The organism is Streptomyces spinoverrucosus (assembly GCF_006539505.1).
Lineage (GTDB): Bacteria > Actinomycetota > Actinomycetes > Streptomycetales > Streptomycetaceae > Streptomyces > Streptomyces spinoverrucosus.
Window position 1 is genome coordinate 46,202 of record NZ_BJND01000024.1, and the last position, 15,120, is coordinate 61,321.

Below are 15,120 nucleotides of genomic sequence, written 5' to 3' on the forward strand. Positions count from 1 at the left end.
ATCTTGAATGCCTGACGGGACGTCTACGACGCCGGGACCGCAGCGGTCTGTGCGTCGTGCTCGCGCAGCATGCGCATGACGGTCGACGGGGAGGGGTGCTGGCCCTTCTTGGCACCCTTGGTTATGACGAGCCGGGAGGCGATCTCGCGCAGGCTCAGGTTCTGCTCGCGCAGGTGCAGCGCCATGCCGAGCATGTCGTCGTCGGTGACGCTGGCGCCGCCGATCCCCTTCCCCCGGAGGCGGGCCGACTCGTGTCCCTCCAGGGTCCGGTCGCGGATGTACTCGCGCTCCATGCCCGACATCGCGGCGAGCACGGTGAAGACGACGCCGCCCGGGTCGTGGGAGCCCTGGAGGTCGCCGGTGAGGAACTGCAGGCCGACGTCGCTGGCACGCAACTCCTCGGCGAGCACGGCGAGGTCCATGCCGCGGCCGAGCCGCTTGTGCTCGTGCACGACAAGGGTCACGGCGACGCCGGAGGCGCGGATCTCGCGGGCGAGGCTGACCGCCTTCTCCAGTTCCGGGCGCTTGGTGGCGCGGGTCGAGATCTTCTCCGAGAAGATCCGGGTGACCCCGGCCGCCCTGAGGGAGTCGAGCTGGGAGTCGAGCGACTGTCGGGCGGTCGACGCGCGGGCGTAGCCGATGCGGACGCGGCCGACCGTTTCGGCGCCGGCCCCGGCCGGGCGGGGCAGCTCTACCCAGGCCGCGCCCGGCTTGCGTACGGGGGGCACCGGGATGTTCAGCGCCTTCGCCAGCGCGGGCACGAGCCGGAACCGGGCGGTGTGGTACTGGATCGCCACCCGGCCCTTGGTGGTGCGGCACGGCGAGCCCGCCGGGGCGGCGCAGGTGGACATGGGGCAGTCGTGCGCTTCAACATGCTGGTAGTCGTCGCTCACATGATCACTGTTTCATGTGTCCGTTTCATTTGCCCAGTAGTTTGAAACGACCCGTGAAACAAGAAACGTGCAGCGTGATCGTCGCTGCGCGCGGTGTTTCACAAGCGGTCACCTATGAAACAGACCCTCGCCGGGCTCCCCGATCGCCACTGCCGCCAACCCGGGCGGCTTGAATGCCGCCTCAGCTACTTGTCATCGCCGTAGTTCTGGGAGATCAGGGCCGGGATGCGTGTGCATCAGGAAGCGCGCTGCCTCTCGTGCCTGGTGAGCGGGTTCAGGCGTACCGAAGATCGCTGCGGTGGTGATCGCTCCTTCGGCGAGGAGCGCGAGCTGATCGGCCAGTTCGGCAGGCCGCCCGGATGCCCTGACGAGGCCGGCGAGGTAGTCGTGGAAGGCCTTCTTGTGGTGCCGGGCCTGCTCTGCGACCTCGGGCGAGACCGCGCCCAGTTCGCCGAAGGAGTTGATGAAGGCGCACCCGCGGTAATCCGGCTCGGAGAACCACTTGTACAGCCAGTCGAACACGGCGGCGATCCGCTCCTCGGTCCTCGACTGCGCGTCGACGTAGCTGGCGAGGGCGCGCTGCCACCGCGAGTCCCGCTGCCGGAGGAATTCCAGTACGAGCTCTTCCTTCGAGGGGAACAGCCGGTAGAGGCGTTTAAGCGATATCCCGGAAGCGTTGCGCACTGCATCCATCCCGACCGCCTGGATGCCCCGGCTGTAGAACAGCTCCTCGGCCGCTTCGAGCGCGCGCTCACGTGCCGTTTCCTGGTCCAGCATCTATGCCCCCTTGCGCGGAGAACCAACGTTCTCTACGCTAGCAGATGTCGCGAGAACGATCGTTCTCCGATGGTTTCCGAGGCCCGCTGGACCTTCGGGAGCCCCAGAGTTCGAAGGAGCTGAGTCGATATGACTGACACGACCCGCCCACCGGTGCCCCCGTTCACCCGGGAGACCGCCATCGAGAAGGTCCGACTGGCCGAGGACGCGTGGAACACCCGTGACCCGCAGAAGGTGTCGCTGGGCTACACGGTGGACTCCCGCTGGCGCAACCGCTCGGAGTTCGCCACGGGCCGAGACGAGATCGTCGCGTTGCTGACCCGCAAGTGGAACACCGAGCTCGACTACCGGCTGATCAAGGAGCTGTGGGCCTACGACGGCAACCGCATCGCCGTGCGCTTCGCCTACGAGCACCGCGACGACGCCGGGAACTGGTACCGCTCCTACGGCAACGAGAACTGGGAATACGACGAGCATGGCCTGATGCACACCCGCCACGCATCCATCAACACCCTCCCGATCGCCGAATCCGAGCGCAAGTACTTCTGGCCGCTGGGCCGCCGTCCCGACGACCACCCCGGCCTCAGCGATTTCGGCTTCTGAGGACGCGTTCTCGTCAACCACCGAAGGGAGTGGCCCATGCGAGACCTCGTCGCGGGCGTTGCGCGCTTTCAGCGGGATGTCTTCCCGGCCAAGGCGAACCTGTTCGCCCACCTGGCCACGAACCACACCCCGCACACGCTGTTCATCGGCTGCTCGGACGCCCGCGTCGTCCCCGAGCTGATCACAGGGAGCGAGCCGGGGGACCTTTTCGTGATCCGAACCGCCGGCAACCTCGTCCCCGCCTACAACCCCGGCGTCGACGGAGTGACGGCCAGCATCGAATACGCCGTCTCCGCGTTGGGCGTGTCCGACATCGTCGTGTGCGGACATTCCGCCTGCGGCGCGATGACGGCCCTGGCAGAGCGCCGAGACCTCACCGGCACGCCGGCGATCGCCGACTGGTTGCGGCACGCGGACGCCTCATCCGCCCGCACACCCGCCACCGGGGACGTGTCGGCGCTGGTCCGCCAGAACGTACTCGTTCAGTTGGCAAACCTCGCCACGCACCCCTCGGTCGCCCGCGCCCTGGCGTGTAAGACGGTGACCCTGCACGGCTGGGCTTTCGACATCGCCACAGGCCGCGTCGAAGACCTCGGCGCCATGGACGCCGACAGCACGCTCGCGGCCTGACGTTCAACCCGCCACCCGCGTGGTCCCCGGCACGGCGCCGCCACCGGGGACCACGGACGCCCACGGCCCGCCGTTGCGGCCGTCATGCGCGTGGAGCGACACGACAAGTCATGAAGGAAAGGAAACTTGCCCCGTGGTACATGTTCAGTTCGACCCCGCCGCCCGTCAGGCCCTGACCAACGCTGCGGTCGAGGCGAAGGCCCGCAGGAACCTCACCTGGCAGCAGATCGCGGATGCCGCTGGCCTGTCGGCGGCCTTCACCACCGCCGCCGTCCTGGGCCAACACGCTCTCCCCGAGCAGTCCGCGAGGGCCGTCGCAGACCTGCTGGGCTTGGGCGAGGAAACGGTGGAGCTGCTGCAAGCCGTCCCGACCCGCGGCTCGATCCCGGGCGGCATCCCCACCGACCCGACCATCTACCGCTTCTACGAGATAGTCCAGATCTACGGGACTACCCTCAAGGCTTTGGTCCATGAGCAGTTCGGGGACGGCATCATCAGCGCGATCAACTTCAAGCTCGACGTGAAGAAGGTCGCCGACCCCGAAGGGGGCGAGCGTGCCGTGATCACTCTGGACGGCAAGTACCTGCCGACCAAGCCCTTCTGAGTCACGGGAGGGCCGCGCTCGGCCGGCCCCCCGCGCTGGTCTTTGCAGAGCGGGAGCCGGCCGAGCGCGTTGGCGTGCAACGCTTGCTGGCCGGACGGATGCGCTCGATCTTCCCCTTGTCGTCGACGACGGCCTCGGGGATCAGGCGGCCTGGCCGTAGCCGTCCGGGGCGGGTGGGCCGTCGCCGCGCAGCGGGCTGAAGTCGACGTCCAAGTGCGGGTCGTACGCCTCGGGCTGAAAGCCGAGTTCATGGGTGGAGTACTCGCCGAAGCGGCGGATGTGCTCGGTCAGGTACGGCGAAATGTGGGCCAGGTCCTCGGGGTCGATGACGTGGCCCTCCTCCTGGAGCTGGCGCACGATCTCGGCGATGTCCAGGGCGTTGTGGAAGATGACCGCGTTCGTGAGCAGAGCGTTGAATTTCGTGGTCTTCTCCTGTTCGACGGGGTCGTTGTCGGTGATGACGCCGCCGTTGCCGAAGCCGATCCACTGGGAGAAGCCGTTGAACGCCTCGACCTTGTTCGTGGCTGCGGTGACCCGCCGGCGCAGTGGGGCGTCGGAGAGGTAGCGCAGCAGCTGGACGGTGCGGATCACGCGGCCGACCTCACGGAAGGCGGTGTAGGTGGCGTTCTTGCGGGAGCCCGCGCGCAGGCGCCGCAGCAGCAGCGTGGAGGAGATGGCGCCCTCGCGCACGGAGATCGCCACCCGCATCAGGTGCCGGAACTGGGACTCGATCAGTTCGAAGTCGATGACGTTGCGGCCCGGCTCCCCGAAAAGGGCCGCGATGTGGACGTAGTCCGTCTGCTTCGTGGGCCGGTAGAACGTCAGGTCCTTCCAGTTCCGAATCCTGGGCATCAGGTCGAAGCCCAGCAGGTGGGCCAGGGCGAAGACAGGAAACGACTGACCTTGCGTATCCGCGTGCACGGTGGTCGGCTTCAGCCCGGAGGTGTTCTTGAGCAGGCCCTCGATGATGTAGACGGCCTCCCACACGCCGCATGGGATGAAGTGCGTGAACAGCGCGATGTACGTGTCGGAGATGTGGTGGTAGGCGATGCCGCCCGGCTTGCCGTACCGCACAGAGGTCTCGGACAGCAGGTTGTTGAGGTAGGTGTCCATGTGGGTGCCGTCCGCGGCGACCGTGGAACCGTCGCCCCACGCCTGCGAGATGTCCAGGCGGGCGTGCGCGTTGACCAGGTCGGCGATTGCCTCGTTCAGCGTCGGGATGGAGAAGTGCCGGTTCGCGGCCAGCGACAGCTCGTGTCCGGTGACGCCGGGGATGTGGCGGGCGGCCTCGTAGGGGCCCATGTTGGTGCCCTTCACGAAGGTGGTGATGACGTACCGGCCAAAGGGATCCTTCAGCTTCGGCTCGTTGCCGGAGGAGGGGCCGAAGCGGCGCCACCACTCCACCCAGTACGCCGTGCGGGAGATGATCCCGATCAGTGAGCGTTCCGGCATCCTCACCTTGATCTCCTGCTCCAGGGCCTTCGCCGAGCCTCGCTGGCCCTCGGAGCGGTGAGCCTTGAGGGAGGGGATGCCGGACTCCGGGTCGATGACCAGGCCCTCGTTGTCCGGGTACCCGGCGTCCGCCGCCGCGGCGGCCGCGGTGAGCCTGTCCTCCAGCTGCCGGCGGAAGGCGACCGCGTCGTACGGCACCGCATCGCCGGGCTCGGCGAGGCCGACCTCCCCAAGGTAGTCGCCCAGTTTCGCCTCGACGTCCTCCCAGGGCAGCAGCTGCTCGCTCCAGTCGGCGTACTCCTCGGAGCCGGCCACCGCGACGTCGCCGGTGCGCAACTCCTCGGCGAGCGCGGTGAACACCATCGCCTCGAAGTGCCTGCGGACGAAGGTGCCGGGCCGGTTCTTGTCGCGGACGGCCTTCTGCCAGTTCAGCGTGGCGAAGGAGATGTCGACCGGGCGGCCGTCCTCGTGCCGTTCCGGGATGTAGTCGCGGGAGGTCTTGTACCGGCGGGCGTGTGCGAGTGCGTCCAGGACGCGGTTGTCCTCGGAGGTGGCCCGCAACTCCAGGCGGCTGGTCAGGTCGTACATCGTGGAGCGGTCCTTGAGTAGGTGCCCGTACAGCAGCACCTCCCAGTAGTTGTCATGGTGGGCCGCGACCTTCTCGATCTGCTCGTACTGGCCCTCGAACCCGCCGAAGTCGTCCACCGCCGCCGCGGGCGATCCCAGGGCGCCAGCCTGCACGCGCAGGGCCTTCGCCATGGTGTGCAGGGCGGGCGCGAGCCCGTCGCCGAGCAGCGCGGCGACGGCGTCAGGCTCCGCGTCCTGGTCGAGTTCGCCGACCGTCGCCAGGACTTCGGCCGTCATCGCCGCCGCCTTCTCCCGCGCGGCCTGGACGGGACTGCCGGCGTCGATGTGCTGGAGCACCGTGCGGTAGTTCCCGATCAACGCCTCGACGATGGCCTGCTGTTGCTCCCGGATGCTCTCCAGCTCCACCTTTGCCCGCTTGACCTGCAACGCGACCCGCTTGCAGAACATCGTGGTCAAGTCATCGCGGGCCCGCATCCGCGCCTTGTGCACCAGACACACCAGCAGCGCGAGCCGCTTCACCAGGCCGTAGTCCCGCAGCCCCGGCGCATCCGCAGCGTCCGCCTCACCGGCGAAGCCCGTGATCTTCCCCGAGGCGACACCGGCCAGCCACACCCCGGTCTCGCCCAGTTCGTCCACCCACCCAAGGTGCTGGGCCTGGTCGCGGAAGTGCGACCACGTCGGCGCCTTGGCCGACTGTTTCAGCCTGTTGTACTTCGTGGTGCCGTCTTCGCTCTTCTCCGACAGCAGGTTCAACAGCCGCTCGCGGTAGGCCTCGCTGAGCTGGTCGTAGATGCCGATACAGATCGAGGCGTTCACCTCGGTGCGGACCTTCGCCGCGAGCGCGTCCAACGTGGTGAAGCCCGGCAGCTCCAGCCCGGCCTCGACGACCTTCTCCAGCGCGATGTTGATGAGGTCTGCCGGGCGGTTCTTCGAGACCGCCTCACTCCGCATCACCGCCTCGGCGATCTTCCGAGCCTTCGCCTTGTCGTACGACAGGCCAGCCCGCTGCCGTACGGCGGTTCGCTGTCGTTCCGCCGTACGGTTCGCCGCTCTGGGCACCGTGTCTTCCGGCAGGTCGACCGAGCGGCGCACGAAGTCGACGACCGTGTCGGGGATCTCGTCCAGCTTCGGGAAGCACCCCATGCGCTGGAACGACTTGAGCGCGAGCAGCTGGGCCAGTAGATGCTCGTCAGAGTCGGTACGGGCGGCGGCCCACTCGACCTCGTCACGACTCGGCGCGAAGAACAGGTGCAGCTCGTGCGCGGTGATCAGCCGCTTGAACCGCGGATACGCGGTCCTCTCGATCGAGGTCACAGACCACTCCGCCCCGGACGACATTCAACGTCACCACCAACGACACTGAGCCCAACGGGTGACGGGGCAGGGGCACTCAACGCACCAAGATCATCCCGTGGCGGGTTTCTGGCGTATCTGGGTCATGCCCCCTCTGGGCCGTGGCGGCTGCGAGCTCGGCTTCTCCGGCGCGCAGTTGGCAGTCGGTCAGAGTGGCCAACCGGTGGACGCGGCCCCGTTCGTGGGCGCTCGTCTTGACGGCCTCGGCCGCGTAGGCCTGAGCTGGTGCCACGTCGCCGAGCCGCATCAGCGCATCAGCCAGGTTGACCTCAAGGAGCCCGGGCTGGACATATCCCGTCTCGGCTGGTTCTTCGTCGGGCCGGATCTGCCCGGCCGCGGTCTCAGCCAGGGTCGTGACGCGGTGGGCGGCCGCATGGTCGCCCATGCGGCTGAACGCCTTGGCCTGCATCGCGTACAGGTCACAGGCGAGGGCGGGCGACACGGCATGGCCTGCCGTTCGTACGGCCGCCTCGGCGAACGCGACCGCCTGCCGGTATTCGCGCATGTAGAGGCACTGGTTGACAAGCAGAGCGAGAACGTACCCGCCGAATGCCCGGTCGCCCGAGGCTTTCGCGAGCCTGAGCGCCTGGTAGAAGTAGCGCTGTGCCAGGCCCTGGGCGTCGGAGTCGTAGGCGCAGATCCCGGCGACGGCGACCAGGCCGCCAACCGCGCGGTGCAGCTCGCGCCCAGTGGGATCCGTGTATGCCCCACGCAGCAGCGGGGCCGTCTCGGTGTTGAGGAACAGCAGCACGCGGGCGCGCGTGGCGACACCACCGGCCTTTCGGTACATCTGCTCGTAGTGGCTGCGGGCGCCGCGCAGCAGCTCGACGTCCGACATGCCCACCCGGAGTGTGCCGTTGCGGGAGACATCGGCGTCGTCGGGCGGGTTCTCCCACTCCCAGACCGGACCGACGGCCGGCAGCCCGGTGATCACCGGGGCGGTCAGCAGCTCCGGCCGCTGCTGGAGGTCGCCCCGCCACAGTGCAGTGGACCGCTCGATGAATCCAGCGAGGGACGTGGAGGCGGGTTGCGGCGCGTCGGCGTTGCCCATGCCGATGTCCTCAAGGGTGAGCGGGCGTCCCAACCGCGTGGTGAGGATTTCGCAGATCAGGTCCGCGACGATGCCGCGGGGACGCTGGCCCTTCAGCCAGCGAATGACCGAACTGTGGTCGTAGCGCATCGACTTGCCACGGGCGACGCCCGCTTCGTTGATACGTGTGGCGAGCCCCACGCGGGACATCCCGGCCTCGTCGAGCAGCGCGTCGAGGAGGGTGTTCGGCTCCATGTGTGCCCCCGATTCACTCACTGTGTGGAGCCTAACGACAGCTGGTTCACACAGTGTGTGAACCAACCAATGACACTCACCCCCCGTACACACTCCCGCACACTAGGTTAAAGCCGCCAGCATCGCAGCATGACGACTTTGCCCGCGCGGGCCCTTGAGCCCGTAGAGCCCGAGCCCGGCGTGCTCGTACACCCCAGCTCCGACCGCCGGTTGGCAGTCGAGCACTGGCTGCTGTCGACGCTCTCGGAGCCCGGTCGGGCACGCGCGCAGTGGCAGGAGTACGGGGCGGCGCTGCTGCCGCTGGGCACGCTCTTCTCCGCTGTACGGATCCCCGCGCGCCTGGTGGTCGCACTGACGGCGAGCACTGAGACATCCGAGCTGGACGACTTCCTGGACCAGGCCCTTGAGGGCGGCCCTGTCATCTGCGATCCGCATCACTCCCGCTACTACGCCCTGGTGCCGGCCAGCATGCCCGCGACATGGCGCCAGGCGGTGGACGACTGGCGGACGATGGACATCGACTGCCTCGGCCGCGACAGCTACCTCGGCGTGCCGCCGGTGAGCGCCGTCGAGTGCAACCCTGCGACCCACGCCCCGTACTGGTCGGTGTCGATGCCCTCGGCTGGCGTGCTGTGCGCGCCGCTCACCGTCGCTCGGCTGATCGCAGCCGGGCGCCACCAGTTGGTGGAAGGGCTGGACGCGTGAGCGGCACCGAGGTCCGGGCGGACACCGAATTCCACGCATACAGCGACCACGTCTCGAATTGCCGGGAGTGCAGCGAACGACTCCGAGTCCGCGATCCCGTCTGCGACGAGGCGAGGCGGCTGGGCAAGGTCTACCTCACGGCGTATCGGGAGAGCGGCAGGGCGAATCCTGCCGAACCGTGAGCGCCTCCGGGTCATCGTGTACCTCACCGCCCTTGTGGTCGTGGCCGGGCTCCTCATGTGGGGGATCGGCGTTCAGAGGGCGGATGGGGATGGTCAGGTCCACGTCGATCGCACATGACGCACGCACAGCGTGCCCATGCCCACGCCGGACCAGTCCCGGCCACCCCGCCCCGGTGAAGAGGGGCCCCGCGGCGACCACCGGTCAGGGTCGTACCCACCGAACGCCCGTCCTGCCGGAGGAACACAAGCCTCCGGCGGGGGCGGGCCCGCAAGCCCCGCCCCATGTCCCCACTCTGGAGAGGCCGAGCCTGGGGGCGGGTTGCAATCCCGATGACCGGCTTTGACCGATGCCGGCACATGCGCAGAGAGGAGGTGCCATGCGCAGCAGTCTCGGAGCCGTCAGGACTTGGCCGCCCGTGCCGAAGCCCGACGACGACCCACCCACTCCACCCCCGGACGACAACGCCTAGGAGCGCGCCCATGGCCGCTAACGGATACCGCCCCTTGACCACCCGGCAGCTGGCCGACGAGGAACGGCAGATCGACCAGGTACGGGGCCGAAGGCACTGCCGGGTGCACCGTGACCAGCAGATGATGCCGCTTCTGGCTGGTGTGGATATCTGCCCCGTCTGTGGCCCGGGGGGTGAGAGCCGAACGCAGCGGCCGTCACGCACGGAATGACGCCCCGACCACTCTCACTCTCCAAAGGTCAAGTGGTCGAGACGTCTGGCTCCCGACCTCAGGAAGGAGGGGAACACAGTGCCGAGGGTAGTTCTCGCCACCTCGCCCGCACCGCCGAATCCGGACCCGGTCCCGCCGGGTAGCCCGCGTAAGGCGGGCCTGGAGCAGGCGGAGACCCGCTGACGCAAGACCGGCCCCGCTCGTCTGTTTCCCCGTGGCGGATGGCGGGGCCTTGTCCGGCAGGTCGTGAGGACGGAGACGCGGGTATTGAGAGCCGGCTGCAATCCTGCGCGTGGCTCAAACCCGTGGCCTCGCAGCCGACAAGACCAACGGTCACCTGATCACCACGGTCGCCGACCCGCGCGAAGGCGTTGTCGTCCACCCCGGTGGCCTCGCGGGTGAGGGTCCGGCGACATCCCAGCCCCAGCCCTGGCCGCCTCGCCAACGGCAGGGTTGCCGTCGGGCCGCCCGCTTCTCTGTCAGTGTCGTGCCTCCGTGAGCCGAGTCAAGGGCGCTGCACTCCGCTTCGCTGCGTTCCGCGTCGCCTGCGGCGATGGCCCTGCGGGCCACCCCTGACTCGGCTCACTGCGGCACGGGAGAGAAGCGAGCGGGCGGCCGGAGAGGAGCGGGGTCCTACGTGGGATGCGCCGGGGCTCGTTGGCCAGTGGGCCTGCGGTGAGTGGCGCGGCCGCGCTTCGCACGCACGCCGCATCGGCACGGCGGCTTGCGGGTAGTGGGGGGAATCAAAGGCCAAGCGAAGGGCCTCCCTCCTCCACACCACCGGCATGCTCAGTCCCTCGGCGGTACACGTCCGGATGGGACACTCACCGGCACCACATCGACGTCCGCGTCCGCGACACCGACCTCACCTCTGGGGGGCTCCATGGCCACGACCATCCGCAGGGCAGTCATTCCCGCCGCCGGCCTCGGTTCCAGGCTTCTTCCGCTGACCAAGGCCACGCCGAAGGAGATGCTGCCCGTCGGTGACAAACCCGTCATCGAGCACACCGTCCGGGAGCTCGTGGCCTCCGGCATCACTGACATCACCATCGTCGTCTCGGGCGGGAAGGGGCTCATCCAGGACCACTTCCGGCCCAACCCCGCACTCGTCGCGCAGCTGCGGGCCGACGGCAAGGCGGCGTACGCGGACGCCGTGGAGGAGGTCGGCGAGCTGTCCCGGCTCGGGCACATCACCTACCTCGACCAGCACGGCCCGTACGGCAACGGCACCCCTGTCCTCAACGCCGCCCGCAACTTCGGTGACGAGCCGATGCTCGTGCTGTGGCCGGACGACGTGTTCGTCGCCGAGGTGCCGCGTGCCCAGCAGCTGATCCGGGCGTACGAAGCCACCAGCTGCCCGGTCCTCGCGCTGATGCCGATGGACCCGGCCGACTCCCAGCGGTACGGCGTACCCGTCGTCAAGGAAGATCTCGGCGACGGCCTGCTGCGCATCACCGGCCTGGTGGAGAAGCCCAAGCCGCAGGACGCCCCCTCCGCGTACGCGGCCATCGGCGGGTACGTCATCACCCCGGGCATCGTCGACGAGCTGCGGGAACAGACCAAGCGCTGGTACGAGCACCAGACCGGCGAGATCTACCTGACCGACGCGATCAACGCCTACGCCGGCAACCGGGCCGTGTACGGGCAGGTCATCCAGGGGCGTTGGTACGACACCGGCAACCCGCTCGCCTACCTCACCGCCCAGTTCGCCGCCGCCCTGGCCGACCCGGAGTACGGCCCGCATCTGCGCCGGCTCGCCGCGGAACTCGACCAGCCCACGGAGTAGCGAAGAGGGCTGTTTGCTGCTGCCTGCCTTGCGGTCCAAGCGGGGCGGGCCCAGGCGAACTCGGCTTCCCTTCCATCGGGCTTGCGGAGGATGCCTGGGAGGGCATCGAACAGGTCGGCTGCGCTGTCGGTGCGTATCAAACCGGCCTGGCTTGCCGTAACGGGGATCTCAATGCCGTTCATAAGCACAACAGCGGGTCCGTCACATCTGCATGCGCCCAGGCTGGCCCGTAAGCGAGCTGTTTGCGGGACCCTCGGGCGCGGTCGTAGCCTCCCGCCCCACCTCCAAAGCGGCTGGAAGGGAAGCGAGATGAGCGAGTCGTTCGAGGATCTGGAGCAGCAGTGCAGGAGTGCTCTGAACCGGGTGAGCAACGCATACCGGGCCTTGCAGAAGGTGATGGGCGACCCCAAGCCCATCCCGTCGCGATCTTGGTCATGTCCATGCCCTGCGCGGACAACAGCACCATCTGGGCCCGCCGTCAGGTCACCACTGGCCCGGTGCCCGGCGAACGATCCGCAGCAGCCGCTACCCCTCGTCGTCATCGATCCCACACATCCGCACACGCTCAGCCACGGGGACAGCGTGGCGGACGCTTACCGTCCGGACCCGTACTCCGGACGGCTCGTCACGGCAGGGCGAACATTGCGTGATACGGCACCAGGAAGCGCCAAACGGCAGGGGTTCACCCGTGAAGCACGATGAAACTCGCACGGGCCTTGTCGTCTGATCCCCATTCGTGACTGTCCACCGCAAGGTCCACTTGCCGCGATGCACCCAGGGCGACCGTCGTCGCCCGATAGTCCTCACCGTCATTGTCGTTGCTGCTGCAAGAGGCCCCTTCGTAGAGCTTTAGCGTTGCCGCTACGACAACCTTTTCCTGGTTGTTGAGGAAAATGTCCACTAGCAGCACAGCCCTGGCCTCTTGGCCTGCGCACACCGATCTCCAAGTGGTCACCCAAGGGCGGTTGTGTGTGCGTACGTCGTCGCTCTTTACGGTTTCGGACCTCCATTCATTTCCGCCCCATATTGAACAGCAGTCGTGCGCGCTGATACTCCCTCTGATGAGGACAGTGTGAGAGTCCACTGCCGCAGCGGGCTCCGTCATGCCCGCGAATGGGATGGGGGCCAGCAGAGCTACAGCTGCCATAACACGTCCAAGCTTCATTGCTGAACCTCTCCGATCTCGCGCTCAGTTCGCTGGACACCGCGTCGGCTCCCCTCGAGCACGCGACTACCGGTCGGGGGTGGGACATGGGGCATAGGCTCTCAGCCAGCCATGCATCGGTCCGCCTTCGGTGCCTGACAATGGCACAGCAGACTCTTGCACTCCGCCAAACGTCGATCTTGCTGGGATGGCGATCGGGGTCCGGTGGCCTAACCTGGCCTTACGGTGAGGCGTAATAGCATCCGCAATTCCAGACTGCACCCTCTGGCCAAGGGGCGCCACTTACCGGAGAAGCGCGCATAAAGGACCCAAGGGCCCGGCCCTACCTCCCGCGAGGGGAGACGGGGCCCGGCCTCGTCCGGCCACCTCGTCCGAGCCGGCCAGTTGGTGCCGCTCGATGGGGACGTCGAGTTCTTCCCGTACGTTCACCCGAACCAGGTGGTGGCCTTGGCGCGCCGCGCGGATCTCCCGGCCCTCCTCGATCGGTACGTCCCGTTGGGCCCGGACCAGGCCGCACGGCGGCTCGGTGTCCGCAGGGTCGACTTCGACCAGTCAGGCTCGGTTGGGTGTCCCCGGTGGGTTCGGTGGAGGTCGACTACAAGCGGCAGGGCGGCGTTACGGTGGTCCCGTTTCTCGGCGGTCGACTTGGCGATGCTCCAGTCGTCCGTCCCTTGGTGGACTGGCGGGCGGTGCACACCGCCCGCGCGGGCCGCCGCTCCCCGCTCGCCGACCTCGCCTCGGTCGTCCCAGGTCAGGACCGGTGTTGCTGGCGGAGGTGGGGCGGGTGGGCCGGGCAGCGGTGGTGGTGAACTGGCGCCGCCGGCAACCCGACTTCGGTCGGGTCGTCCAGAAGCCGATCGGTTAACGGATGGTAACCGGCAACGAGTTCTCCTCGACTACCCATAACTCGACTGGAGGCGCCTCTGCTTAACCCCTATCGCAATAGGACGCCAGTCGGCGAGCATCACGGCCAGAGACTGTGAGTGAAGGTTATTTTAGCCCAAGCTTCGTCGCCCGATTGTAGCTCCCTGTTGAACACCCCAATGGTCATTCCCGTCGATCCTCTACCGCCAGGCAGAACCAGACTTTGAGGATATGCCTGCCCATCGAGATCGGTGGTTCGACAGTTTGCCCCTTCATATAGCAGCAAGGTTGGTGTCACCGAAACAGACTCGTTGCTGTTGAGGGTTATCCGGAAACTCAGTTCGCCCCTGGCCTCACCGCCAGCACACACATTCATCCAGCGGCGTGCAGTCCTACTGTCGTGCTTAAGGGTGACTTGAATCCGATAGGGGTGATTCGCGACTTGACATCCTCTGTCAAGGAATCCTCCACAGCCTATGGCGCGGAGATTTCCGTGAACAACGACAATGTGCGAGTAAGCCGCCGCGGCGGGTTCCACCATACCTGCCCACGGAATAGGGGTCAGCAAAATTGCGGCTGCTACGAAATGTCCCGGCTTCATCACGTAACCTCGCGGATGTTGGAGCCGACCTTAGGGGGCGTCAAATCGACGTAGCCCACTATCAGGCTCTCCCCGAGGCGGCTTGGGTGCATCTCGGGAGGGCCGCCCAACTGTGATTGCTGTCGGTAACCAGCCTGCTGACCTGCCTCATTCGAGGGTCCGGATTTGAGATCCCTTCGGGCCTGGGACACTGCGGTGATGAACAGCATGCGCCGCCCGCTCGGGCACGGACCGGTCCCCGTCACCGCCGAACAGGAGTCGCCCACGGCTCATCGTCTTCTGCATGGATGAGTTCAGGCCGCTCAACCTGATGCCCCACCCGGGCCGCCAGTGGGCGGACCGTGGCGGCAACACAAGGACGCCGACCGCGAACCGCGCCGACGGCGGCGGGCGACCTACAACCGCTACGGCGAAGTACGGCACCTGTTCGCTGCACTCGACCTGGCCAAGGACAAGCTCTATGGCCACATCAAACCGATCAAGCAGCGCACCCAATTACTGGAGTTCTGCCGCTACCTGCGCACCCTCTACCCACTGACGGTGCAGATCACGATCGTCTGTGTCTCAATGGGATCGAGACCCAGTTCGCGGCCCTGCGCTCCTTCACCCTCGACGGCACGGATCATGCTGACCACAACGAGCAGGGCAGCGTGATCCGCCGCTACATCATCTGGCGAAACCGCCACGCCGACGATCGGGGCCTATGCGCCGTCGTCGACAGGGCGAAGATTGCCTGATGCGGCATTAGCAAAACAACGGCCGCCCTAGGAGATGCAAAATCAGGGCGGGGCCGTTGCGGTGACGGCTAGTGACGGGACCCAGCCGCATGTGGAGGGCACAACAAGGGCACAACGGCTTCGCACAGGTTCAACGGCAACCAACGCCAACAAACGCCATTTCCCCTGGTCAGCGAGGTAGCTTGACAGTCTCCGCAGATGATGCAGAAGAGGG

The 15,120-nt window shown here is 67.4% G+C and carries 9 protein-coding genes and 1 pseudogene; 6 read left to right on the plus strand and 4 right to left on the minus strand.

All coding sequences use genetic code 11. From position 1 onward, the window contains the following. Positions 1 to 23: 23 nt before the first annotated feature. Both SSP24_RS17720 and SSP24_RS17725 read right to left on the minus strand, forming a co-directional pair. Positions 24 to 893 carry a recombinase family protein gene (locus SSP24_RS17720; protein WP_141310545.1) on the minus strand — a complete coding sequence of 290 codons (870 nt, stop codon included), beginning with the start codon at positions 891 to 893 and terminating at the stop codon, positions 24 to 26. 192 nt (positions 894 to 1,085) lie between these two features. Further along, complete coding sequence (locus SSP24_RS17725) at positions 1,086 to 1,670, minus strand: TetR/AcrR family transcriptional regulator (protein ID WP_141310546.1); 585 nt, start codon at positions 1,668 to 1,670, stop codon at positions 1,086 to 1,088. 129 nt (positions 1,671 to 1,799) lie between these two features. On the opposite strand from SSP24_RS17725, the gene SSP24_RS17730 reads away from it, so the two are divergent. The 3 genes from SSP24_RS17730 to cynS all read left to right on the plus strand — a co-directional run bounded on the left by SSP24_RS17730 (position 1,800) and on the right by cynS (position 3,507). Further along, positions 1,800 to 2,273 (plus strand): nuclear transport factor 2 family protein, encoded by a 474-nt coding sequence (locus SSP24_RS17730; protein ID WP_141310547.1) that lies wholly within the window; start codon positions 1,800 to 1,802, stop codon positions 2,271 to 2,273. 36 nt (positions 2,274 to 2,309) lie between these two features. Next, positions 2,310 to 2,903, plus strand: a complete 594-nt coding sequence (locus tag SSP24_RS17735) for a carbonic anhydrase (RefSeq protein WP_132935022.1) — start codon at positions 2,310 to 2,312, stop codon at positions 2,901 to 2,903. 133 nt (positions 2,904 to 3,036) lie between these two features. Further along, complete coding sequence (cynS, locus tag SSP24_RS17740; protein ID WP_141310548.1) at positions 3,037 to 3,507, plus strand: cyanase; 471 nt, start codon at positions 3,037 to 3,039, stop codon at positions 3,505 to 3,507. Positions 3,508 to 3,648: 141 nt separating this feature from the next. On the opposite strand, the gene SSP24_RS17745 is transcribed toward cynS, so the two are convergent. Beyond that, positions 3,649 to 6,861: a Tn3 family transposase gene (locus SSP24_RS17745; RefSeq protein WP_167529617.1), complete on the minus strand. Its 3,213-nt coding sequence runs from the start codon at positions 6,859 to 6,861 to the stop codon at positions 3,649 to 3,651. Positions 6,862 to 6,937: 76 nt separating this feature from the next. After that, positions 6,938 to 8,185 carry an NsdA family TPR-like regulatory protein gene (locus SSP24_RS17750; protein ID WP_229865468.1) on the minus strand — a complete coding sequence of 416 codons (1,248 nt, stop codon included), beginning with the start codon at positions 8,183 to 8,185 and terminating at the stop codon, positions 6,938 to 6,940. A gap of 129 nt (positions 8,186 to 8,314) precedes the next feature. Between SSP24_RS17750 and SSP24_RS17755 the strand changes: the two genes are divergently transcribed. From SSP24_RS17755 to SSP24_RS17765, 3 genes and pseudogenes are all read left to right on the plus strand, one after another. Further along, positions 8,315 to 8,890, plus strand: coding sequence for a hypothetical protein (locus tag SSP24_RS17755; protein ID WP_141310550.1), 576 nt, complete (start codon positions 8,315 to 8,317; stop codon positions 8,888 to 8,890). Positions 8,891 to 10,636: 1,746 nt separating this feature from the next. Next, positions 10,637 to 11,539: a UTP--glucose-1-phosphate uridylyltransferase gene (locus SSP24_RS17760; protein ID WP_141310551.1), complete on the plus strand. Its 903-nt coding sequence runs from the start codon at positions 10,637 to 10,639 to the stop codon at positions 11,537 to 11,539. Between the two features lie 2,877 nt (positions 11,540 to 14,416). Next, positions 14,417 to 14,906: pseudogene (locus tag SSP24_RS17765) on the plus strand (IS630 family transposase); the annotation flags it as partial. Positions 14,907 to 15,120 lie beyond the last annotated feature (214 nt).